This is a genomic window from Sediminibacillus halophilus (assembly GCF_900103695.1).
GTDB lineage: Bacteria > Bacillota > Bacilli > Bacillales > Amphibacillaceae > Sediminibacillus > Sediminibacillus halophilus.
Genome location: NZ_FNHF01000002.1, coordinates 733,873 through 756,573, shown reverse-complemented (window position 1 = coordinate 756,573; position 22,701 = coordinate 733,873). Strand labels below are relative to the sequence as shown.

Genomic DNA, 22,701 nt, shown 5'->3' with positions numbered 1-22,701 from the left:
CACACCGCTGGTGTACCAGTTGTTCCGCCAGGAGCATAGCTGGGTAGCTACGTGTGGAAGGGATAAGTGCTGAAAGCATCTAAGCATGAAGCCCACCTCTAGATGAGACTTCCCATCATTTTAAATGAGTAAGATCCCTCAGAGACGATGAGGTTGATAGGTCCGAGGTGGAAGCGTGGTGACACGTGCAGCTGACGGATACTAATCGATCGAGGACTTAACTTAAAACAAAAAGTGAAGGCGACTGGTCAACAGCGTATGGATAGATCAGCCAGATTGTAGTACGCCGCCTTTGAGCGTACGAAAAGCTGGATGAACTATACACTAGCTGTTAGGAGCCGTAACTGGATTAAAACAAAAAGTGAAGGCGACCGTTAAGGTCCGACTGGATAAGTAAGACCGCGAAAAGGCTGGTTTTCAGCCTTGTAGAGGGATTGCTTATACAGCGAGGACCTGGGAGTCGGAGCTGGATTAAAACAAAAAGCGTCGCGGGCTCCGGCCCGCAGAGCTCGATTCAAACGTGTGAAGTTCGTTGATGTCTTCCTTCTTATCTAGTTTTGAAGGTACACTTTTTCTAAAAAAAAACACGAAGGAAGTTCTGTTAAGCCCGTTCACGTCCTGTGAACAACACAGAACGACCTGCATCCTGCAGGCCTGGTGGCAATAGCGGAGAGGCCACACCTGTTCCCATGCCGAACACAGAAGTTAAGCTCTCCAGCGCCCATGGTAGTTGGGGCTTTGCCCCTGCGAGAGTAGGACGCCGCCAGGCAAACCAAACACCCGTGAATGAGATTATCCTCGTTCACGGGTGTTTTTTAGTGCATTTTTTCGGGCTCTACAATATTTGTTGGGGTTTTAGAAAAATTCCGCATAAAAAACTCACTACCATTCTATCAACTGCTTATCTTTCAATTAACCATCTTTGTTTATTGTGCCAACCCCCATTTAGCGAAAAACATTATTACATCATTGTAAAATTTATTGAGTTTTTCTAAAACTATTCCTCCTCTGATTGCCACTACTCTATTCTTTTTATATAATCAATATCGTAATCCGATATTGGGTTTCGTTTTTGTTATTCCTCTCTAACGGAGAAAGGAGAATCCAAACATGGATAACAAAGTATTAAGGAAACTATTCTTAGGTTTCATTCAAATCCACATCTTACATCATGCGAAGGAAGAAGCGATTTATGGTTCTTGGATGCTGGAGGAACTGCATGAGCATGGATATGAAATCAGCGCAGGGACGTTGTATCCGATTTTGCACAGCATGGAAAAGGATCAACTATTAAATAAAGAAGAGGTAAACGTAGAAGGAAAGATACGAAAATACTACCATATAACAAGTAAAGGAGATGTCGTGCTTCAGGAGGCTCGTTCAAAAGCTTATGAATTGTTCAAAGAAATTACATAAGGACGGTGAAAGAGATGTCAAAACAGTTGGAGAAACGGAATCATCTACACACACTTTTGCAAATTTTGATAGCTTCGACCAAATTAGGATTAACTTCGTTCGGTGGTCCTGTAGCACATTTGGCTTACTTCAAAGACGAGTATATCGATCGCCGGAAATGGCTGACTGATAAAACCTATGCGGATATTATCGCATTGTGTCAGTTCCTTCCTGGTCCGGCCAGCAGTCAGGTCGGTATTTCAATCGGTATGCTGCGCGGCGGGCTTTTGGGTGGATTGGTGTCCTGGTTCGGCTTTACTGTACCGTCCATTGTCATACTTGTCGTTTTTGCGATGCTTTACCAAACGTTCACACTTGATGACGCAGGGTTTATCCATAGCTTGAAAATTGTCGCTGCAGCTGTTGTCCTTCATGCACTGATAGGGTTGGGGAAAAAACTGACACCGGATAAAACCAGATTGGCGATTGCTATTGTGGCAGCAGCTGTGATGTTGTTGTATCCATCAGCCTGGATGCAGATTGCCATCATACTCGCAGCTGGATTAGTGGGAGTAAGACTATTCAAGGATAAAGCAGAATCTAATGTAGAACCATTTTATGTGACGATTTCTAAGAAAACCGGCGTTGTTTCGTTAGGAATCTTAATTACCTGCCTTGTCGTATTACCTTTGATCACACGTATAACCGACAATCGGTTGTTAGATATTTTCGATATGTTTTTCCGTGTAGGGGCTTTAGTGTTTGGAGGCGGTCATGTTGTTTTACCAATGATCGAGAGGGAAGTGGTACCGCCGGGACTTTTGTCACCTGATGAGTTCCTTGCCGGTTATGGGATGGCTCAGGCAGTACCAGGTCCGTTGTTCACTTTTTCTAGTTATCTGGGGACCATGATGGAAGGAATAATGGGGGCAATCATCGCAACAGTAGGTATTTTTCTGCCATCGTTTTTATTGATTATCGCGGCCTTGCCCTTTTTAAATGCTTTGCGCCAGAGGTCTGCCTTCCAAGGAATACTGATGGGGGTCAATGCAAGTGTGGTTGGCATTTTATTAGCAGCATTCTATGACCCAGTCATCAAGAGTTCTATTTTCGACGCGACCGATTTCGCACTCGGTGTCATCTTGTTTGCTTTATTGAACAGATGGAAGGTGCCAGCTTGGCTTATTGTCATTCTCGGGGTGGTTGGAGGGTATCTTTGAGGTTCCCTTGGTCTACTCACTTTCATATCTATGTATCCTCTCGGAAAGCAGGCTATCGGGTGATGAACGCAATCACTACGTTCATTGAAAAGAAACTTCACCTAAAAGTGAACCGGAAGAAGTCAGCTGTCGACCGACCATGGAGAAGGAAGTTCCTAGGCTTCAGTTTCACCTCATACGGGGCACCGAAGGTGCGCGTACACCAGAAAAGTGTCAAGCGTCTGAAGGAAAAGATCCGGGAGTTAACATCGAGGTCGAAGGGATGGAGTATGGAATACCGTATTCGGAAGCTGAATCAATATCTTATTGGTTGGTGCGGATATTTCGCTCTGGCAGATACGAAAAGTATCTTCTCGAGACTGGATGCCTGGATTCGCCGCCGGCTGAGGATGTGTCTTTGGAAAGAATGGAAACGCCCAAAGACCCGTAAAAGAAAACTGATAGCTCTAGGGGTTCCAGGGTGGAGAGCCCACGAATGGGCGAATACCCGAAAAGGTTACTGGCGAATTGCGGATAGTCCGATACTACACAAAACCCTAAACAACTCTTACTGGAATCGTTTAGGGTTACGCAGTTTGTACCAACGATATATTTTCTTACGTCAATCTTAAGGAAACCGCCGTATACGGGGCCGTATGTACGGTGGTGTGAGAGGACGGAGGTTAATCGCCTCCTCCTACTCGATTTTTTGAATTATTTTTTGGGGGGAGAATATATTTAATATAAAAGGAGGTTTATTTATTGAAATACAACCGTATAACCGTCATTTTGGGAATTATATCTATCATTCTTGCATACTTTCCTATTTATTCGAGAATATTGACATTAGCTGGTGTGTTCGTTGGAATCATTGGAATCATATTGTCATCTAAGCTCCCGAAGAAATTAGAAAAAAATAATGTTAAGTATTTCAGAGTGTCAAAAGGAATCTGTTATTTTGGTACTTTCGCTTCATTATTAATGTTTTTATATGTAAACACAACTGTCTCCTAATGTAAATTTCAATTATAACCGCCTTTAAAAAATGTAAGGGATGCTAATGATAATGGTATGAAGTTACTATTTTATGGTATACGGAATAATTGTTAGAGAGGAGTATTCTCTTTTTTATTAATTTTATTTTGTTATGTTTTTTTCCTCCTTGAAGTATTTGGGTTCCAGTATACCGGTGATAGCTTCGGTGACTTCTTCCTCGTATTCTTGTTCAAAAGCTTTCAGAATAAAACACAGGGAGCTGCAGATAAGCTCCCTGTGTTTTATTCACGGAAAATAACCTGATATTCAGATGAAGGATCAACTTCCACAATGTCAAAAGCCTCAAACCATTTCCCGCCCTGAATGATAAGTTTGATCGTTTCAATATAAAACTCTTCAGAGAAATTAGCAGTGTAAGTATCTTCGCTTTCAAAAGACTTATTTAGTTCAGCTAAATATTCATCCGCAAGGTCAGAACGCTCACCCCAAAACTCATAGCTGTTTTTAGTGATACATTTCGTTACATACTCAAAAAGTTTCTCCTCAGAGAGATGCCGCAAGTCGGAGCGGACTTCTCCGGTTAAATCTTCAAAAAAGTGACCTTTTTCATCACGATAGAATTTTCCCAACAAGCTGTCATTCGCAATAAAACTATCAATTTCTTCACGTAAAAGTTCATCTTCCATTTGGCCTTTTGCAAAAATGTTTAAGACATTTATCATTCTGTTTATTGGTACAGGAGTTATATTATACGCTTTGTTAAGGATGTTCGGTTACGTTTCTTTCTAAAGTAAACTCCTGATTGTTAACAAGAGGCCCCTTGTAAATTAGTCATTTGAAAAAAGAGAACGCCTGGAAATTCCCCTCCAAAGCGTTCTCTTTTGCAGGCATGCCGGAACTACTTCCTTGTAATTCGCTTTCTGATAAAATGGTTATTCTTCATTTCCGTCATAGCTAATTAAGTTAGTAAAAATCCGGTATCCACCTGGCACGAGGTTCTGGATTTGTCGATACCAGACAAGATTTGTATAGAGGTAAGTTCCTTCTCCATAATCAGTCAGCAAAATACCGCCCTCGAATTGGTCTCCGTCAAGGTCTGTCATTGTTAGGAAAGTTTCATATTGGTCATCCCACTGCATCGGAAAGTATAATCCTCTTTCCTGAATCCAGCCTTCCCAGTCTTGTTCGGTAATCTGATTTGGTTGATTGAATAGTGGATGGTCGGGCTGCAAAATAGTATAGTCGGATACTTCGTCTGTTACCCTCCATTCAATAGATGGAGACCCTATGGTAAGAGGATATGGAGCAGTAATCTCTGGGTTCCAGTTGTCTCCCGGTTTATGATACTGAACCACCACATGTCCGCCGTTCTGGGCATATTCTAAAAGCCTGTCGTTCTGTTGTACTAGGTCTTCCCGCGAAAGATAAGCACGTATCCCCGTTACGACTGTATCAAATTTTGACAGGTCCTCTGCTGCCAAATCCTCGATTTTGGTTATATCCATTCCGACTTCTGACAACTTATCCGCTACTTTGTCAAAGCCTGAATCAATGTATCCTACTTGAAGATCTTGTGGAAATTCTAACTTCAACGCCATCCCATTTAAATCTGCGTTTTGTATATTGTAAAAGGTGCCGATATGCTCATAAGCTATTTCTTGGACTTGTTTTTGGAGAAGCTTTCCATCCACCTCGGCAGTTGGAGTAATGACAAAAGGCTTATCTGTTAAATTCTCTGGCGGCTCAATGGAGAAAGTAACGGTTTTTTCTGTCTCTCCCTTCTCAAAGGAAACGTTTTTGCCGCTTGCTTGTTCCCACCCTTCGGGAAGCTGCAGGGAAATGGTTGTATCCAACGAATCCTGCGTATAGTTTGTAACATCTACCTCGATATCTACCCCTTCTCTCGATTGAGCAGTATTTATCGCTAATGTCTCCGGATCCGTTTTCAGTCCAACCTCTGGTAAAACCGCGATTGTTTCTTCTGGATTTTGCGATATAGTCGAGGTAACATGGTTCACTTGATAAGAAATAATTGTTTGAAGAATTGAATCATCGTATGGTTGATAATAATCAGCATCCTCCGCTGCTGTTATGGAAAACGGTATGATTTTTTCCTCACCTGGCTGTAGAGCGAACGTTTCTTTTTCTCCTTTGATCTCCCAATCTTTCGGTACAGTTAAGGCTGGTGATACGTCCTTCAATGTTTTCGAGCCGTTGTTTTTTAATGTGATCGTTACAGTAGCTTCAGAACCCTGGACAAAGACAGGTTGATCGATGGCTGTCGTTACTTCTAGTTGAGAAGCAACAAAGCTTGCTTGTTGTAATTGACTTTCTTTTATCTCAAGCCGGTGCAGTAAATCATTTTTATCTAGTTGGTGAAAGGTGGAGCGTTCTACTTTTTGTTTTGTTTTATGAAGTTGTTTTAATGCTTGATGAGACTTTTCCAATACTTGTTCATCATTTGGATAGGCATCTATTACCTCGTCCAGTTTCATCTGGAGTTTACGTAAATCGCCCTTTATTTTGTTATCCGATTTTTTTAGGTTGGCGGAGTATGCTTTGAAGTCATAACTCAGCCCTTCGAATATAGAACTTTCCTGGTCCTGAATTTCTCCTACCGATGACTTCACCAATTCTAAGTACTCAATTTGCGAGCCAGGTTCAATATCTCTTCCCATGCCTTGGCTTTTGTGCAAATACCTTGATTGCTCTCCTAATTGCGGATACGTCATGTCATAAATTGGGTCATAATCACCGACTTCGATACCGACGGTTGCATTAGCCTCTGAAGCCGGCAAGTAAAGTTTTTTGATTTGCCATGGATGCAGTCCTTCTTCCATATGTTCAGGAAATACGGTGGGATCAGCAGCATCTTCGAAAGCTTTCATGCTTAGTTGAGCAATGGCTCGGTGATGTCCATGCTGGCTCTCTACATCGCGGAAAGACGGCATTACAATGTCAGGCTGATACATTCTGATTCTTTTGATGAACCGCTCATAAGTTGTTTCTTCTCCCCACTTTGCCAACGTCTCGTCGGGAGATTTGGAAAAGCCGAAGTCATAAATTTCATCATTGGTCGTTTCGCTTAAATGAAACACTTGGACACCGGTAACTTTTGATGCTTCTATCATTTCTCGGGAACGAATAATCCCCAATCCATTTCCAAGTTCTTCACCTATTTCGTTTTGTCCTCCTTCTCCACGATTGGCAATAATACTTGCTGTATGGACTCCGAGACCTCTGGACAGATAAGCGAGCAAGTGGCTTCGCTCGTCATCGGGGTGGGCACCAGTGTTCATGAAACTAGTAATGGTGCTCAAGGGTTTTACAGCACTCCAAAGTTCTTGATTATGGTCGTTTCCGGAACTTTCCCCAAAAGCATGGGAAGGAATAAACGAGGGTAGGAAAAGGGCCAAACAAAGCAATAAAAAACTACATTTTCTGATCATTTAATAACTCCTTTCACCACTAGTTTGTTTTTCCTTGCCAGATGGAATGATGTAGTTCACCTCCTCTGTATTCCCAGTCGACTAGTAAAAGGAGATTTAGGTTAGTAAACTTTACTAATCAACCGCCGGCAAGATTTTTACTTGCTCTTAACGGTAGGGAAAAAATAAAAGAGTTACAACTACTGGAAATCCCCTGATTTGGGAGTAAATGAGCCAATATCGTGAAATAACAAAAGTTTACTTTGTTTTTTTTCGCTTTACCTCCATTTTCGCAATAAAAGGGTACAAAGGCTCAAAATTTATGAAAGCGCTTTAAATATTAATATGTCCACCTTACGCTTTTTGGGAAGAAAGGATGGATTTGAAGGAATAGAATAGGAGGACAATTAGGAAATCGTGTCACTTCTAGTCGAATAAACAGGCGTATCTGACCACTAGATAAACTGGCCGTAATAACGTACAGATAGACTAATCAGTCATTCGACTTACATACAATGGATTATCGCTAGAAAATCAAAGATATTAATGGAATAACGAAGAAAAAGTAAATAAATAGGGGGAATAAGCCTATAAATCAATAATTATCTTAAAATTCAATGTTTTACAAAAATAAGCGTTTTCATATATGATGAGCACAGTTGATAAGTAAACCTAACTAACTATGCTTGTACATGGCATCAAAATAGGGTGTTGACAATCGCATAGACAGAGTACGGCAAAATCCGATTGTTTAAGGGGCTTATGTAATGCATAAAGTGGAAAAAGGAAATGCGGCATACATAAAAAATATGAACAAAAGACTGGTGTTACAATGTATCATTGAGCAGCAACCAACATCAAGAGCCGAAATTTCAAAAGAGATCAATATCAGTAAACCCACTGTTTCAGGACTTGTTGACCAGTTACTGGAAGATGGATGGATTTATGAGACCGGTAGCGGTGAAGCATCAGCAAATGGAGGGAGAAAACCTGTCCATCTTTGTTTTAATCCCAATTTTGCTTTTGTTATTGGCGTTGACATTGGGGGGACGAAGGTTGCTTCAGGTATTAGCGATTTAAACGGAACGATCTGTGCTTACCGTGAATTCCCTACACAAAAGAATTTGAAAAAAGGGTTGCTGGAAAATATTCGATTGGATATTGAGTCAATGAAAGAAGAGTTAGGGATTTCCAATGACAAGATTCTTGGTATGGGGGTTGGCGTCCCTGGCATGACGAATGTAGAGGAAGGCATAGTGTATGAGTCGCCGGCGCTTGGGTGGAAGCAATACCCCCTAAGGGAAAAACTAACACATTATTTTGATTTTCCAATTTATATTGATAATGACGTGAATATCAATGTGTTGGGAGAGCATTGGAAAGGTGCAGGACAAAAAAAGAAAAACTTAATTTATATTGCAATCGGAACAGGTATTGGTAGTGGAATCATGCTCAATGGTCAGTTATATCGCGGCAGCAATTATAGTGCTGGGGAGATTGGTTACCTGGTGACAGATAGGATCTATGCGAGAAACTATCATCCTGTATATGAGGGTTTTGGTTTCTTGGAAAGTGTGTCTAGCGGATCATCGATTGGGGATCAACTGTCTAACAAAATCGGTTCCCGTGTGACAGCACAAGATGCATTCCAAATGTATCAACAGGGACATAAGGACGCAGTTGACGTTATTGATCCAGCAGTAGAGAACTTGGCACTTGGGATTGCAAACTACGTCTCTTTGTTTGATCCCGAAATCGTTATTTTAGGAGGTGGTGTAAGCCGGTCTTACTCTGTGATTAGCGAGAAGATAAATGACATCATTGAAAGATTTGCTCCTAAGAGATGTAAAGTAGTAGCTACAACATTTGGAAGAGAAGCTGGTGTTATTGGGGCAGTTGCTTTATTTCTAAAGGAATTTGATACTATTTTTTCTATTTAACAAGGGGGTATTTTTATGGGGAAGGTTAAGAAGACATGGCTATTAAGTTTGTTTGCTGCATTGTTGTTTGTTATGGCAGGCTGTATGGCTGGAAGTTCGGATGATGAAGCATCTGGAGAAGGCGAAAGCGAAGGAGACACAGCAGCATCAGGTGGCGACTTGGAAGAAAAAGTCGTTGTGTACTCACCGCATGGGAATGATATTTTAAGTGAATTTGAACAGCAATTCGAGGCGGAATACGGTATCGAGATGGAATTCCTGGATATGGGGTCTCAAGAGATACTGGACCGGGTACGATCGGAAGCGAATAATACCCAGGCTGATGTATGGTGGGGGGCACCACAGGTCAACTTTGACCAGGCAAAAGAAGAGGATCTGCTTGCTGAATATAAGCCCTCTTATGCCGATACGTTAGACGAGTTATACCATGATGAAGACTGGTATTGGTCCGGAACTTCGATTACGCCAGAAGTTATTTTATACAATAACAAAGAGCTTTCAGAAGATGAGGTACCAAAAGACTGGGATGAACTGGTCGATCCGAAGTGGGAGGATGAGCTGATTATTCGTTATCCATTAGCTTCCGGAACAATGCGGACCATTTACTCTGCTATGATTTATCGGACATATAAGGATACGGAGAGTCCGGAAGAAGGATACGAATGGTTGGAAAAGCTGGATGCCAATACAAAAGAATATTCCGCTAATCCTGAAATGATGTATAACCAGGTGGCTAAAGGGGTAGGATCGTTGTCGGTTTGGAACATGCCGGATACCGTTATGCTTGCTGAAGAAAAGGGTTATCCGTTTGACTATGTCATTCCGGAAAGCGGAACCCCAGTTTTGACAGAAGGTATTGCAATTGTAAAGGACGCTCCGCACCCGAAAGCGGCGGAAGCATTTTATGAATTTGTAAACACGAAAGAAGCTGCCAAATTACTTGCAGAGAAGTATTATCGAATTCCGACTCGGGAGGATGTAGAAGACCTTCCGGATTGGATAACGGAAACGGAAATTAAACCGATGGAAATTGATTGGGGAACGTTCCAGGAAAAGTCTCCGGAATGGATGGATTATTGGGATAATAACATCAAGAACACAGAAAAAGACAAAAGTGAAGAAGAATAGAACCTCTATCCACCACTGAGGATATAGATTAACAACGGGGAAACTAAGCTTCAGCTACGTGACAGCCAGGGCTTAGTTTTCCTGAATTGGAGGAGTTGTTGTTCGATGTCAACGGTGAATTTATCTACGATAACAAAGCGTTTTGGTAATGTAACAGCAGTAAAAGAGTTGGACTTAAAAATAAAAGAAGGCGAGTTTTTTACATTTCTCGGCCCAAGTGGCTGCGGCAAAACAACAACACTTCGCATGATTGCTGGATTCTATTATCCTACTGAAGGAAAAGTGAAATTTAATGAGAAAGATATGACAACGGTGCCACCCGAGAAAAGAAATACCGGTATGGTATTTCAAAATTATGCACTTTTTCCGCATATGACGGTTTATGAGAATGTAGCTTTTGGATTAAAGGTCAGGAGGATAAGCAAGAATGAAACCAAAAGCCGTGTAGAGGATGTATTAAACAAGGTCCGTCTTGATCAGTATATTGATCGTCAGGTAAGCCAGTTAAGCGGTGGGCAGCAGCAACGTGTGGCTTTGGCCCGGGCGCTTGTCATTGAACCGGATATCCTGCTTTTGGATGAACCTTTAAGCAATTTAGACGCTAGATTAAGAGATGAAATGAGAAATGAGATTCTACGGCTGCAACGTGAGTATGGTATCACTACTATTTATGTCACACATGATCAAGTAGAGGCTTTGACAATGTCTGACAGAATTGCTGTTTTCAATTTTGGTGAATGCCAACAGGTGGGAACTCCTTCTGAGATTTACAATAAGCCGGTCAATGATTTTGTGGCTGCCTTTATAGGGGAAACGAACTTGTTTTCGGTTACACCAGACAAAGAGAATGAAGGAATCGCGGTTTTTCAATCTACTGATTTTGATAAATCTATCTATGTAGGTCATACCGAAGAAAATATTGGTTCTTATGTTGAGGGAGAAGAGTTGGTCATGTCCATCCGCCCAGAAGCTGTACGAATTCTGAAAGACTCTGATGATGGAAACAATGTATTCAAAGGAAAAGTATCGCTTGTCCAATTCACAGGGGCCTCCGTGCATACCTATATTGAAATGAAAAACGGTGCTCTTATCAGGGCCACCGACCTCAACAATGGTCCTAGCACATATTTAAAAGAAGGTACTCCAGTTAGCTTCCAGCTACCTCAAAATCAAATCAGAGTGATTCCAAAGGCGAGGGAGTGAGAAGTACATATGTTAAATGCTGAAAGAAGAAGAACCATCCTGTTATTGATTCCCATTGTATTAGTGCTGGTAGGGTATGTATTATATCCATCCATTGAAACATTGTTTGAAAGCTTGAAGAAAAACGGTGCATTTTCCTTGCAAAATTATGTTGATTTCTTTGGTTCAAAAGCTGCCTCCAATCTTGAAGCATTATGGAATTCCGTCTATATATCGTTACTATCCGTTTTGTTCAGTGCGTTAATAGGTATTCCTTTGGCATACATTTTTAATCGATATGACTTTCCTGGACGTCAGTTCTTCTCGAATATAGCAATCATGCCGATTGTCCTGCCCTCACTAGTGGGTGTTATGGCCTTTATGTTTCTGTACGGAGAAGCGGGTTTGATACCAAATGCGCTAAAAGATTTGTTCCATCTTTCTGAAGTCCCGTTTAGCATCGGTGGGATATCCGGAATATTGTTGGTACACGCCTACACCATGTATCCGTATTTTTATATGACGACTTCCTCTGCTTTGAATAATATAGATCCGTCTTTAGAAGAAGCCGCTTATAATTTGGGTTCGAATCGTTTAAGTGTGTTTTGGAAAGTAACATTTCCTTTATTAACACCAGGATTGGTTGCCGCCTCACTACTAGTGTTTATGGTTTCGATGGCTTCATTCAGTGCCCCATATTTACTAGCCGGCGGTTTCCGGGTGCTAAGTCTGCAAATTTATTTCTCTAAGACAAATGGCGATTTAGATATGGCCGCCACTCAATCTGTAATCCTATCTGTTGTATCGATAGCTTTCCTTTTATTTATGCGTTGGTTTCAAAATAGGAAAGATTATCGAATGGCCAGTAAAGGGATTGGTGCTCACCGAAGTGAGGTCAGTAATCCGTTTTTGAAATGGTCGATGGTGTCTCTGGGAATCATTGCGATGATTGTTTTATTGCTTCCTCATGTCACCCTGCTAGTGTTGTCACTCGTACCAGAAGGGGCATGGACTTGGCAGACATACCCGCAGGCGTTTAGTTTTGAAAACTTTCGTTTGCTGTTTGAGGATACAAATATTTGGGATCCGGTGCGGAACAGTTTGATCATGGCGGCAATAGCATGTGCCGGAGTTTTTGTATTTGGCATCATTACCTCTTATGCCCTTGTTAAGAGGAACTTTATCGGAAAAAATTTGTTGGATATCCTGGTTATGATTCCGTGGGCTTTGCCGGCAACTGTTGTGGGGATGAATCTCATCCTGGCATTTAATGAGCCATCTGCTTTTTCATTCGGTAAGGTTCTTGTAGGGACCTTCTGGATTTTGCCTTTGGCTTACTTTGTGCGATTTATTCCGTTGGTGGTACGTTCGACAAATGCTGTACTTGAACAAATGGATGATTCCATAGAGGAAGCTGCTCAAAATCTGGGGGCAAAATGGTTCTACACCTTTCGCAGGGTAGTTCTCCCTTATATCATGCCGGGAGTATTGAGTGGTTCGCTTCTTGCCTTTGTTCAGGCTGTAGGAGAATTCCCTACTTCGGTGCTTTTGTACACGCTGGGAAACAGGCCGATATCCATCGAAATCATGAATCAGCTTCGTATGTTTAATTTAGGACAGGCGGCTGCTTATGGCATGATTCAGGTAGGGTTGATTGCGATTGTTCTGTTTATTTCTTATAAATTTTTTGGCGTGAAGTCCGAAAATACGCTGTAAAAAAACCGCGTAGAAAACGGTGCCGATTAATAATGAAATCATTGGGGTGTTTGGATATGGATTCTTTGAAAGAAGAGTTTGAAGCGAAAGATGGAATGGAATTCCCGGGAAAGACATATGTAGATGCTTTATTGAAGCATGTTTTCTATGATCAAAAGGAACATTTATTCCAAGCCATGTTCTTGATTCACAGAGCTCATACGACCATGCTTGCTGAACAACACATCATTTCAGAGCAAGAAGCAGATTTAATTATTAAAGGTATAAAAGAAGTAGAGAAGATGGAGACTGCCGGCCTAGATTACTCCGCCGAATTTGAAGATTTGTTCTTTCTGGTAGAGTCGCAAATCGGTAAGATTATCGGTGATGAGCTTGCAGGGAAAATGCACATTGCCAAAAGCCGTAATGATATGGGAGAAGCAATGTATCGTATCGTCATAAGGGATTATATCACATCAGCTGCGCAGGAAGCTGAAAACCTGAAAGAGGCATTGTTATATCAGGCAGAACAGCATATCAAATCGATTATGCCTGCACATACCCATACACAGCCTGCCCAGCCAACAACGTTCGCTCATTACCTATTGGCAATAACGGATAATTTAGATAGAGACATCAAAAGACTGACTAATGCCTATCAAACGGTAAACAAATCCCCTATGGGCGCTGCAGCAATCACGACATCAGGCTTTCCGATAAATCGTGAACGGGTAGCTGAATTATTGGATTTTGACGGAGTGGTTGAGAACTCTTACGATGCTATAGGCACAGCTGATTATTTAATTGAGGCTGCTCAAGCCTTGATTAGTTTGATGACCAATATGGGTAGATGGATACAGGAATTCCTGCGAATGGCCTCTAAGGAAGTAGGATTATTAAAAGTATCGGATGCTTATGTTCAAATCAGCAGTATTATGCCACAGAAGCGCAATCCCGTTTCAATCGAGCATTCCAGGGCCTTGGCAAGCAGTGCAGCAGGGGAAGGCATGACAGTAGTCCACATGATTCATAATACTCCATACGGTGATATTAATGATACCGAGGACGACCTACAGCCCCACTTGTACAAGGGCTATCGAAAAGGTATCAGGGTGCTTCGTTTAATGAGGGCTGTCGTGCTTACGATGGAGTTTAATAGAGAAAGAGCTTTTCAGCAGGCTAGAGAGAACATGATCACCATTACAGAGCTTGCAGATGTCCTGACCCGTGATTATGGTCTATCTTTTCGAAAAGCACATCACCAGGCCAGTATTATCGCAAAAAAGACTGATGCAGCAGGTAAGGAGTTATATGAAATTTCTTTAGAGAAAATTAATGACTGGCTAGAAGGTGTGCAGCTAAAAAAAGAAGATTGGCAGCAGATAATTGACCCGGCATGCTTTGTGGAAAGGAGAAGGGTAACCGGGGGCCCTAATCAGGATTTGGTAAAGGAAATGATCAGAAGTAGAAAAGGAGATTTTTCAAAGAAGAGTGATCGAGTTTAATGCAAAGGTGTTGAGAATCTTTCAGCTGCTTATAATCTTGTCAGACGTTCGATTTTTATTTCAGATTCACCTGACCTTTGCTGGTTTTTAATTTAGTATCTGTTTTAAGAGGTCCGGTTTCTATTAATAAGAACAAACCGAAATAGAAAAACGGCCGAATCCTATGTGTCGTACTAATGACCAATAAAAAATAGACCTCCCTATTTGTCCGAAAAGTAACTAGGTGAGGTCTATCACAGCGATAGCCCATCCTCTGGGAGAAAAAGGCCGGATTAAACCTAAGACTGTACCTTCCCCTTTAGAGGCTTTAACTACAGGACTGTCGAGCAATACGAGGAAACATACCAAATACATATGAAAGAAGCTTTAAGTCGCCTTTTGGGCGATTTTTTTAGTGTATAAATGCGAAAACATAAGAAAATGATAAGCACTGTTCTTTTTTGTGGTTAGGCAGGGTCTTTGTAAAATATCATGCAACCAAATAGTTGCTTATCATTGACATGCAACCAACAAGTTGCTTATAATAGCCATATGAACTGGGATAAAGACGCTATCTTCAAAGCACTGGCCGATTCGACTAGGCGACTTATTTTAGATGAACTGTCGGAACGCAACGAGCTGACGTTATATGAACTTACGGCACGTCTGATTATGAAGCATGACCTTTCCATTTCGCGACAAGCGATAGCAAAGCATCTTGCTGTTTTGGAAGATGCCGGGCTTGTCAATTCCATAAGAAAGGGGAAGTATCGAGTACTTCTATTCAACAACGAACCATTGAAAAATTTGCTGAAGAGTTGGATAGATTAATTCGAAATGGGTTTGGCAATGAAAGTGATTTACCAACACTAACCGAAAACTAGAAGGGGGCAAATGTGATGGAAATTATAGTAAACAGCATTTTCGTAGAAGATCAAGATAAGGCACTGGAATTTTATTCAGAAACACTGGGGTTTGTAAAAAAACATGACGTGCCAACTGGGGAACATAGATGGATAACGCTTGTTTCTCCCAGTGACCAGGACGGTACTGAATTAGTGCTCGAGCCTAATGAACACCCTGCGGCCAAAGAGTATCAACAGAGATTATTTGCTGACGGAATTCCAGTAACGATGTTCGGTGTCCAAGACATTTATGAAGAGCACAAACGGTTACAGGATAAGGGCGTGAATTTTACCGTGGAACCGACCAAAATGGGAGAAGTGACAGTAGCAGTTTTCGATGATACTTGCGGCAACCTTATCCAAATTATCCAGATGTAAAAGTAAACGATTCTAATTATCATGATTGGTTTTCTATCGATTGAAAAAAAGGATATTTTTTAACAAAGAGGGGCGTTTCTTCAAGAAGGAAATCGCCTCTTTTTTATTGAAGTTAATAGGTATGACAATGGAAGAAAGGAATGAATTACTAGCTAACAAAGAGGAACGGTATGTAATAGTGTTTGTACAATTGTTAAAGAGAATTAAAGACAAAGGCGTTGAATACAAAGAGGGGTTGTCATGTTGTCTAAGGGTTCTCCATAGATAGAAAAAAAAACGAAGCTTTTATAGCATGTGGTTCTAACAAAAAAGGGGATGAGGGTTATGGGGGAATTATCCAGTAAACATTTTACACTTGAGAAAGTAAGTCGATATGTGTATGCAGCTGTTGCGAAGGAAGGTACGTTATCATATTAACATACAGATGTTCAAGGAATTATTAAACAACTGATTTACTTAATACATTTCTGAAAAAGTCAGCAATTAATCAACATGTGTATCTCCTAATTATCGTGTTGCTCTCTCAAAGCTTTTGGATTTAGCGTAACTCAATATTCTACAATTTTCCCTTTAAAGAAAGAACCTTTTGACGCATAAAATATAAAACATACTATTAGGGTGGGAGATGTATTGAATCATTTAGCATATTATATCGGTTTGGTTATTATAATCTTGGTAATTAACGCGATAATATTCACCACCGTTTATAAAAACACAGAAAAAATTGATAAAGGGTTTGTGCTGATCTATCATAAATTAACCTATCGGAGAAAGTTGATACGTATATTATGGGGCATTCCAATCGTATTTTTGTTATTTCTCACTATATATTGGCTTGGAATTATATCTTCGAATGAATATGTCATTCTTGGAATCCTTTTTATCTTAGTCGCTTCCATAGACCTTGCTTACAATTACATAAAATGGAGAAATAACGAAAGTGAATGATGAGTACATGAATGAAAGATGTGAAACCAACAGGGTGCTATAGAGAATGGGATCAGTGGGGGTGGTCATTTTGTTTATAGGTTATTCATCGTACATACTAGGTTTCCTTTTTGTGTTTTTTAGTCTAATTACCCTAGTAATGGGCTTCTTCGCTGCAAACGCCAATCCTGCTATTTCCCTGTTTGCTCTGCTTCAAGGATTTATGGCAATGGGCAATGGTAAAATCGTAATAACGACTGCACAAAAAAATAAATAAGTAATGAAAGGTAAGATGAAATCAATTTAAAGAAAAAGGGGGCGCGAATGATGTCCAATATTTTTGAGTTTTTTTATATGCTTTACCCGTTGTTTCCTCTGCTTTTAATAGGATTCAGTATCTGGGGGGTTATTAGTTTCCTCAAAATCCAAAGACAGAGAAACATAATCCTATCAGAAATCGCCAAGAGTCTTGAAGGGAAAAGTAGAAATCCCGAAGAAGATACTTGAACTGTCTTAAATAAAGATTTAATCAGCAAGAGGAGTTTACGGTATTTCTATTATAGGGAGATCTAATTGGTACCGAAAGAATTTAGTATTATTGCTAGCATTATTGGTCTTCCTTACCGCATGTACCACCAATACTTTCACTTATTCTGGTGAGTCGGAAAATTGGTCGGCAAACTTAAAAGTGATTCACACCAGCGATGACTTAGAAACGGAAGAATTCAAGCTTGAATATAAGGGGACTGATATTGATTCGGTTGGAGAAATTACTTACCGTGTCGTAACCTCTGGAAGTTTTGAAAGAAGCGGTGCCGCTTTGGAGAAGAATGGCACCCTCACTTATAGCAATGAAGCCAATCAGACGCATTCTAAAGTCACGGAACATACGGAAGCAGAAGTTACAGTCGAGTGGAATGATAATAAGGAAACCTTTTCATTAGACAGACAGTAGCCGGTACGACGCTAAGTTAGTTCGAATCTACCGGAAGGTTATGCAAGTCATTACTTTTCTACTAAGGAATGTAAAAATGTTATGAAGTTTTTTCCTACCAGTCTCTCATTGTGATGCATGAGAAAGTCAGATAGGATTTGAATTAAGAGGATGGTCAGGAAGCGGGAATCAATCTAGATCGTTTCGCATTCTGGTCTGAATCTACGAAACTATCGAAAATTGGAAAACAGAGAATCGACATCAACGAGCCTTTTCCCTGAAGAAATGTTTTATGGAGATTCTCTGTTTTTTTCGGTAGTTGAAAAATCCGGGAGGGAACGGGAATGAAAAAATTTGTAACATACCTTGCTGTGTCGGCTGCCGTGATGGGGGGAGCATCTCAAATCGGGACTGTCCAGGCAGAGGCTGCCGGAGGTGAAACAGATTTGCCTTTTCCAGAGGAAAGAGTGCTGAATATTTCCCATCGTGGTGCTTCCGGTTATGCACCCGAGCATACGATTGCTGCCTATGAACTTGGCGTGGAGATGAAGGCGGACTATATTGAGATCGACCTGCAAATGACAAAGGACGGCGAACTGATTGCCATGCATGACGAAACCGTCGACCGGACTACCGATGGTACGGGCCGCGTGGGAGAGATGACACTTGGAGAAATCAAACAGCTGGATGCGGGGAGTTGGTTTAATGAACAATATCCGGAATTGGCTAAACCTGAATATGCCGGGTTAGAGGTTCCGACTCTACGAGAGATTTTTGATCACTTCGGAAAAAGCAAGCATTACTACATCGAGACGAAATCGCCGGATGTCTACCCGGGAATGGAGGAAAAGCTTGCCGACTTGCTCGAGGATTACAAACTAACCGGTGTTAACGGACGTTCCAGCAACGTGATTATTCAATCATTCTCTCAGGAAAGTTTATTAAAAATGAACGAAATAAATCAAGCTATTCCGCTTGTCCAATTGATCAGCCGACCAGATCAGGAAGGGACAAGCAGGCTGGGTGAAATTGCGGAATACGCCATCGGAGTCGGTCCAAGCTTTAACCGCATCAAGCAAATGGAGAATGGAGCAAATTATATCCGTCAGGTACGTGACAAGGGGCTGCTGATCCATCCCTATACCATCAATACTGAGGAAGATATGCGTTTAGCACTGGAATGGGGGGTAACCGGAGTATTTACCAACTATCCTGATCGGTTCAGACAAGTGCTGAAAGAATATCGCTTGGATTAAATTTATGAACGAAAAGAGGAGGGACTGACCCTCCTCTTTTCAATTTTGCCTGGCGGAAACTAACCATGCTATAGTAAGGGTAACAATTTTCTGAAAAAGGGGTGTTGCCATGAAGGAACGTTGGCAGGAATTGCTCGAGCTGTTCTTGGAAGCGAATGAACCTGTTACCAGTGCAGAGCTTTCGGCCAGCCTGCAGGTCAGCCCGAAAACGGTGCGGAATGAAATCAAGGCATTGAACCAGCTACTTTCCCGTCAGAACTTGTCCATTGAATCCCGGCGAGGGAAAGGTTATCACCTGCAGGTAAAGGATGAGGCTTCTTTTCAACAACTTTTTCAGGAATACATACAGACGGAAAGCCAGCGACCTCCCGATGATCCACAGGCTAGAACGGTCTATGTCTTGGAAAGGCTATTATTTCATTCCGATTATGTGAAAATGGAATTGCTGGCAGAGGAATTGTATATTAGCCGGTCTACCTTGCAAAATGACTTAAAACATATCCGATCGATTTTGGAAACGTACGACCTGGAGATAGACCACCGTCCCGGCTATGGCATCAAGGTAATCGGAAAAGAAACAAACATCCGTTTTTGCATTTCAGAGTATTTATTCAATCAAAAGTCCTCGTTCATGGAAGCGACTGATAACTGGAGGGGCATTTTGCCGCCGGAAGATTTGGATTACATTCGAACAGCCATTTTATCAAGCTTGCGCAAGCACGGTATTATGATTTCTGATATTAGTCTGCAGAATCTCATCACACACCTTGCCATTTCATGTAAGCGTATTCAAGAAGAAAATCAGGTAGAAGTGCCAGAAGAACAGTGGGTGGAAATGCGTTCTCTAAAAGAGTTCGATGTGGCAAAGGAAATTATCGAAACGGTGGAGAACGGCCTGCACGTTGATTTTGCAGAAGAGGAAGTGATTTATCTTACCCTTCATTTACAGGGGACCAAGCGGAGCAGATCAGATCAAAAAATTGCGAAAGAAGCTGTTGCGGTCGACCCGGAATTGTATCGGTTGGTAAGGAATATGGTGGTAAAAATAGATGCGCTTTATTCCTTTCAACTCGCAGAGGATGAAGAGCTTTTGCTGCATATGTGCCTCCATTTAAGACCGGCAATCAATCGTCACAGGCATCAAATGAATATTAGGAATCCACTTCTTGAAGATATAAAGAAGAATTATCCACTCTCGTTCGAGGCTGCTCTGGTTGCTGCAGATGAACTGCAAAGCTATATTGGCGTGAGGGTCGATGAGCATGAGGTAGGTTATTTGGCACTTCATCTGGAAGCCGCCCAAGAACGAGCTAAAAGAAGGGTTTCCCGAACACGTAGGTGTTTGATTGTCTGTGCCACCGGACTTGGCAGTGCCCAGCTGCTGTTATACAAACTGGAGGATCGCTTCGGGAGTGATTTGGAAGTTGCCGGGACGACAGAATATTACAGCTTGGATGACCAAATGCTGCAAGGAATCGATTTTGTGATAACGACCATTCCGATAAAGCGGAAACTGCCTGTCCCGGTGGTCCTCGTCCGAACGGTTTTAGGGGATAGTGATCTCACCAAAATCCGCAATATGCTGATAGAAGAGAAGAAACTGGTCGAACGCTATATGGTCGAAAAGTACACGTTTCTTCAATATGATTTAGCTTCCCCGGAGGAGGTCATCCGTTTTATGGGGCGTAAACTTGCTGTTGATGGAAAAGTCGGCGATGGATATATCGACTCGGTATTGGAGCGGGAAAGTTATGCACCGACAAGCTTCGGTAACTTGGTGGCCATTCCCCACCCGCTTGAGCCGATGGGTGATCAGACTTTCTGGTCGATTATGACGTTGAAAAAGCCAATCGAATGGTCCGATAAACTGGTGCAAGTCATTTTTCTGCTTAACATCGACAAAGAAAAAAAGCAGGAAGTAAAGCCGATGTTTCAGGCCTTGGTCAAACTCGTTGATAATGAAAAACTGTTGCTTCAACTATTAGCATGTTCCAGCTACAAAGAGTTTTTGCAAACAATTAAAAAACTGTGATCAGGCAAAGGTGTCGATTCCCTTTGCCTTTTTTATTCCTTTAAGGATGTACCAGCTACAAGTAACTTTTTACCGTTGCCAATGGCAAAAGTCTCTCTCCAAGTGGATGAGCTTGGAAGGTAAAATGGAGATAAGCAACGTTGCAATGAAAGGGTGAGAACAATGAAAATCACAGTGATTGGAGGGGGATCCTCGTACACACCAGAGTTATTGGAAGGGATTATCGAGCAACAGGAATTGCTTGGAGTTTCAGAGATATGGCTGGTTGATGTTCCGGAAGGCCAAGAAAAGCTGTCGATTATGGAAAAACTGGCAAGGCGAATGATCAAAAAAGCTGACTTACCAATAAAATTGACTGCCACACTCGATCGACGGGCAGCTATCAAGGATGCTTCCTATGTAATTACCCAGATTCGCGTCGGGCAGCTGGAAATGCGCAGGAACGATGAATACATTTCGCTCAAGCACGGTGTGATTGGCCAAGAGACGACAGGCGCTGGAGGCTTTATGAAAGCTTTGCGCACCATACCGGTTCTTTTGGATATTTGCCAAGATATCGAGGAGCTTGCACCGGATGCGTGGCTGCTCAACTTTACCAACCCGGCCGGCTTGGTGACAGAGGCCATTTTAAAACACAGCGACGTCAAAGTCGTCGGCTTATGCAATAATCCAATTAATTACTACAAAAAGTTCTCTCATACCTATAACGTGGACATGGAGGACATCAGCCTCACCTTCGTCGGCATCAACCATTTAATCTGGATAACCGAATTATACGTAAAAGGAAAATCGCGAATAGAGGATATTCTAACCGGTGTCTCCGACAGCTATGAAGCGCGGAATATCCCGTCTTTTGGCTGGGATCTTGACTTCCTGCAGTCTCTGCAGGCCATTCCGTGTGGTTACCACAAATACTATTACCAAACAGACCGGCTGCTGGAGCAGCAATTGGAACAATACCACAACCATGAGACTAGGGCAGATCAAGTTCGAAAGGTGGAAAAGGAGTTATTCGAGCTTTACCAGGACCCGTCACTTGATAAAAAACCACAGGCGCTGGAACAGCGGGGAGGAGCTTATTACTCGGAAGCGGCAGTACGGCTGATGACTTCACTCCACACTAATTCCAAAAGAATCCATACGCTGAACGTCCGGAACAATGGGACGATTTCCTGTCTTCCAAAGGATGCTTGTATCGAAGTGAACTGTGTGGTGGAAAGTCATCGCGTCACACCGCTGCAGGTTGGCTATGTCCCACCGCAGATAAGAGGATTGCTGCAGGTCGTCAAGGCTTATGAGGAATTGACAGTGGATGCTGCTGTAACAGGGGATAAGGGACTTGCATTGCAGGCGTTGACCCTTCATCCTTTGGTTCCTTCCTCGGAAAAGGCAAAAACGGTGCTGGAGGAAATGCTGGAAGTAAATCAACCATATTTGCCACAATTTTACCAAGACAAACAGGGGGTTAACCGATGAAAATAGCATTACTATGTGCATTGGGCATGAGCACTAGTCTGCTCGTGGACCGGATAAAAAAGGCAGCTGCCGACAGGCAAATCGAAGTAGAGGTGGACGCTTATTCTGTGGATGATATGGATGAACAACTGAAAACGGCCGATGTCATCCTGCTCGGTCCGCAAATCCGCTATAAACAAAACGAGTTGTACAAGAAAGCAAAGTCAGCAAACACTCCCATTGCCATTATCGATATGAAAGCCTACGGCATCAGGGATGGAGAGAAAGTGCTCGATCAGGCACTGGAACTTCTGGATCAATAAGTGTTGCAGCGTTCTCTAACGCCTTGTCGTCATCTATTACCAAA

The 22,701-nt window shown here is 41.9% G+C and carries 17 protein-coding genes, 2 rRNA genes and 1 pseudogene; 18 read left to right on the top strand and 2 right to left on the bottom strand.

Annotated elements, in window-relative coordinates; all coding sequences use genetic code 11:
* From BLR82_RS10625 to BLR82_RS10605, 5 genes and pseudogenes are all read left to right on the top strand, one after another.
* Nucleotides 1-225, top strand: a 23S ribosomal RNA gene (locus BLR82_RS10625); the annotation flags it as partial.
* A 428-nt stretch (nucleotides 226-653) separates the two neighbouring features.
* Nucleotides 654-769, top strand: a 5S ribosomal RNA gene (gene rrf, locus BLR82_RS10620).
* A gap of 341 nt (nucleotides 770-1,110) precedes the next feature.
* A complete protein-coding gene (locus BLR82_RS10615; protein WP_074598998.1) occupies nucleotides 1,111-1,416 on the top strand; it encodes a PadR family transcriptional regulator in 306 nt (101 codons plus the stop codon).
* A gap of 14 nt (nucleotides 1,417-1,430) precedes the next feature.
* Nucleotides 1,431-2,615, top strand: coding sequence for a chromate efflux transporter (chrA, locus tag BLR82_RS10610; protein ID WP_074598996.1), 1,185 nt, complete (start codon nucleotides 1,431-1,433; stop codon nucleotides 2,613-2,615).
* Nucleotides 2,616-2,638: 23 nt separating this feature from the next.
* Nucleotides 2,639-3,226: pseudogene (locus BLR82_RS10605) on the top strand (group II intron maturase-specific domain-containing protein); the annotation flags it as partial.
* A gap of 645 nt (nucleotides 3,227-3,871) precedes the next feature.
* On the opposite strand, the gene BLR82_RS10595 reads toward BLR82_RS10605, so the two are convergent.
* Both BLR82_RS10595 and BLR82_RS10590 read right to left on the bottom strand, forming a co-directional pair.
* On the bottom strand, nucleotides 3,872-4,276 hold the full coding sequence (locus tag BLR82_RS10595) for a hypothetical protein (RefSeq protein ID WP_139186938.1): 405 nt from the start codon (nucleotides 4,274-4,276) through the stop codon (nucleotides 3,872-3,874).
* A 246-nt stretch (nucleotides 4,277-4,522) separates the two neighbouring features.
* Nucleotides 4,523-7,039: a PIG-L family deacetylase gene (locus tag BLR82_RS10590; RefSeq protein WP_245693759.1), complete on the bottom strand. Its 2,517-nt coding sequence runs from the start codon at nucleotides 7,037-7,039 to the stop codon at nucleotides 4,523-4,525.
* A gap of 746 nt (nucleotides 7,040-7,785) precedes the next feature.
* On the opposite strand from BLR82_RS10590, the gene BLR82_RS10585 reads away from it, so the two are divergent.
* The 13 genes from BLR82_RS10585 to BLR82_RS10510 all read left to right on the top strand — a co-directional run bounded on the left by BLR82_RS10585 (nucleotide 7,786) and on the right by BLR82_RS10510 (nucleotide 22,657).
* The gene (locus BLR82_RS10585) at nucleotides 7,786-8,958 is read left to right on the top strand and encodes an ROK family transcriptional regulator (RefSeq protein ID WP_074598990.1); all 1,173 of its coding nucleotides are present in this window, start codon (nucleotides 7,786-7,788) and stop codon (nucleotides 8,956-8,958) included.
* Nucleotides 8,959-8,973: 15 nt separating this feature from the next.
* Nucleotides 8,974-10,086, top strand: a complete 1,113-nt coding sequence (locus tag BLR82_RS10580) for an extracellular solute-binding protein (protein ID WP_074598988.1) — start codon at nucleotides 8,974-8,976, stop codon at nucleotides 10,084-10,086.
* A gap of 105 nt (nucleotides 10,087-10,191) precedes the next feature.
* Complete coding sequence (locus tag BLR82_RS10575) at nucleotides 10,192-11,289, top strand: ABC transporter ATP-binding protein (RefSeq protein WP_074598986.1); 1,098 nt, start codon at nucleotides 10,192-10,194, stop codon at nucleotides 11,287-11,289.
* Between the two features lie 9 nt (nucleotides 11,290-11,298).
* Nucleotides 11,299-12,984, top strand: coding sequence for an ABC transporter permease (locus BLR82_RS10570; RefSeq protein WP_074598983.1), 1,686 nt, complete (start codon nucleotides 11,299-11,301; stop codon nucleotides 12,982-12,984).
* A gap of 56 nt (nucleotides 12,985-13,040) precedes the next feature.
* Nucleotides 13,041-14,468: an argininosuccinate lyase gene (gene argH, locus BLR82_RS10565; RefSeq protein ID WP_074598981.1), complete on the top strand. Its 1,428-nt coding sequence runs from the start codon at nucleotides 13,041-13,043 to the stop codon at nucleotides 14,466-14,468.
* A gap of 531 nt (nucleotides 14,469-14,999) precedes the next feature.
* Entirely contained in the window at nucleotides 15,000-15,278 is a 279-nt protein-coding gene (locus BLR82_RS10560; protein ID WP_074598978.1) for an ArsR/SmtB family transcription factor, read from the top strand.
* 68 nt (nucleotides 15,279-15,346) lie between these two features.
* Nucleotides 15,347-15,730: a VOC family protein gene (locus BLR82_RS10555; RefSeq protein ID WP_074598976.1), complete on the top strand. Its 384-nt coding sequence runs from the start codon at nucleotides 15,347-15,349 to the stop codon at nucleotides 15,728-15,730.
* Nucleotides 15,731-16,724: 994 nt separating this feature from the next.
* The gene (locus tag BLR82_RS10540) at nucleotides 16,725-16,934 is read left to right on the top strand and encodes a hypothetical protein (protein WP_074598972.1); all 210 of its coding nucleotides are present in this window, start codon (nucleotides 16,725-16,727) and stop codon (nucleotides 16,932-16,934) included.
* Nucleotides 16,935-17,255: 321 nt separating this feature from the next.
* A complete protein-coding gene (locus BLR82_RS10530; RefSeq protein WP_245693758.1) occupies nucleotides 17,256-17,612 on the top strand; it encodes a hypothetical protein in 357 nt (118 codons plus the stop codon).
* 323 nt (nucleotides 17,613-17,935) lie between these two features.
* On the top strand, nucleotides 17,936-18,847 hold the full coding sequence (locus tag BLR82_RS10525) for a glycerophosphodiester phosphodiesterase (protein WP_074598968.1): 912 nt from the start codon (nucleotides 17,936-17,938) through the stop codon (nucleotides 18,845-18,847).
* Between the two features lie 109 nt (nucleotides 18,848-18,956).
* Nucleotides 18,957-20,879 carry a BglG family transcription antiterminator gene (locus tag BLR82_RS10520; protein WP_074598966.1) on the top strand — a complete coding sequence of 641 codons (1,923 nt, stop codon included), beginning with the start codon at nucleotides 18,957-18,959 and terminating at the stop codon, nucleotides 20,877-20,879.
* 162 nt (nucleotides 20,880-21,041) lie between these two features.
* Nucleotides 21,042-22,355 carry a 6-phospho-beta-glucosidase gene (locus BLR82_RS10515; protein WP_074598964.1) on the top strand — a complete coding sequence of 438 codons (1,314 nt, stop codon included), beginning with the start codon at nucleotides 21,042-21,044 and terminating at the stop codon, nucleotides 22,353-22,355.
* Entirely contained in the window at nucleotides 22,352-22,657 is a 306-nt protein-coding gene (locus BLR82_RS10510; RefSeq protein WP_074598962.1) for a PTS sugar transporter subunit IIB, read from the top strand. Before BLR82_RS10515 ends, BLR82_RS10510 begins: the two co-directional genes overlap by 4 nt.
* Nucleotides 22,658-22,701: the final 44 nt, after the last annotated feature.

Excerpts from the sequence above, each read along its gene's own strand:
- BLR82_RS10560 (WP_074598978.1), top strand. The coding sequence starts at position 15,000 with ATGAACTGGGATAAAGACGCTATCTTCAAAGCACTGGCCGATTCGACT.
- chrA (WP_074598996.1), top strand. The coding sequence starts at position 1,431 with ATGTCAAAACAGTTGGAGAAACGGAATCATCTACACACACTTTTGCAA.
- argH (WP_074598981.1), top strand. The coding sequence starts at position 13,041 with ATGGATTCTTTGAAAGAAGAGTTTGAAGCGAAAGATGGAATGGAATTC.
- BLR82_RS10580 (WP_074598988.1), top strand. The coding sequence starts at position 8,974 with ATGGGGAAGGTTAAGAAGACATGGCTATTAAGTTTGTTTGCTGCATTG.
- BLR82_RS10575 (WP_074598986.1), top strand. The coding sequence starts at position 10,192 with ATGTCAACGGTGAATTTATCTACGATAACAAAGCGTTTTGGTAATGTA.
- BLR82_RS10525 (WP_074598968.1), top strand. The coding sequence starts at position 17,936 with ATGAAAAAATTTGTAACATACCTTGCTGTGTCGGCTGCCGTGATGGGG.
- BLR82_RS10595 (WP_139186938.1), bottom strand. The coding sequence starts at position 4,276 with ATGGAAGATGAACTTTTACGTGAAGAAATTGATAGTTTTATTGCGAAT.
- BLR82_RS10590 (WP_245693759.1), bottom strand. The coding sequence starts at position 7,039 with ATGATCAGAAAATGTAGTTTTTTATTGCTTTGTTTGGCCCTTTTCCTA.
- BLR82_RS10510 (WP_074598962.1), top strand. The coding sequence starts at position 22,352 with ATGAAAATAGCATTACTATGTGCATTGGGCATGAGCACTAGTCTGCTC.
- BLR82_RS10570 (WP_074598983.1), top strand. The coding sequence starts at position 11,299 with ATGTTAAATGCTGAAAGAAGAAGAACCATCCTGTTATTGATTCCCATT.
- BLR82_RS10615 (WP_074598998.1), top strand. The coding sequence starts at position 1,111 with ATGGATAACAAAGTATTAAGGAAACTATTCTTAGGTTTCATTCAAATC.
- BLR82_RS10555 (WP_074598976.1), top strand. The coding sequence starts at position 15,347 with ATGGAAATTATAGTAAACAGCATTTTCGTAGAAGATCAAGATAAGGCA.
- BLR82_RS10585 (WP_074598990.1), top strand. The coding sequence starts at position 7,786 with ATGCATAAAGTGGAAAAAGGAAATGCGGCATACATAAAAAATATGAAC.
- BLR82_RS10515 (WP_074598964.1), top strand. The coding sequence starts at position 21,042 with ATGAAAATCACAGTGATTGGAGGGGGATCCTCGTACACACCAGAGTTA.
- BLR82_RS10520 (WP_074598966.1), top strand. The coding sequence starts at position 18,957 with ATGAAGGAACGTTGGCAGGAATTGCTCGAGCTGTTCTTGGAAGCGAAT.
- BLR82_RS10540 (WP_074598972.1), top strand. The coding sequence starts at position 16,725 with ATGGGATCAGTGGGGGTGGTCATTTTGTTTATAGGTTATTCATCGTAC.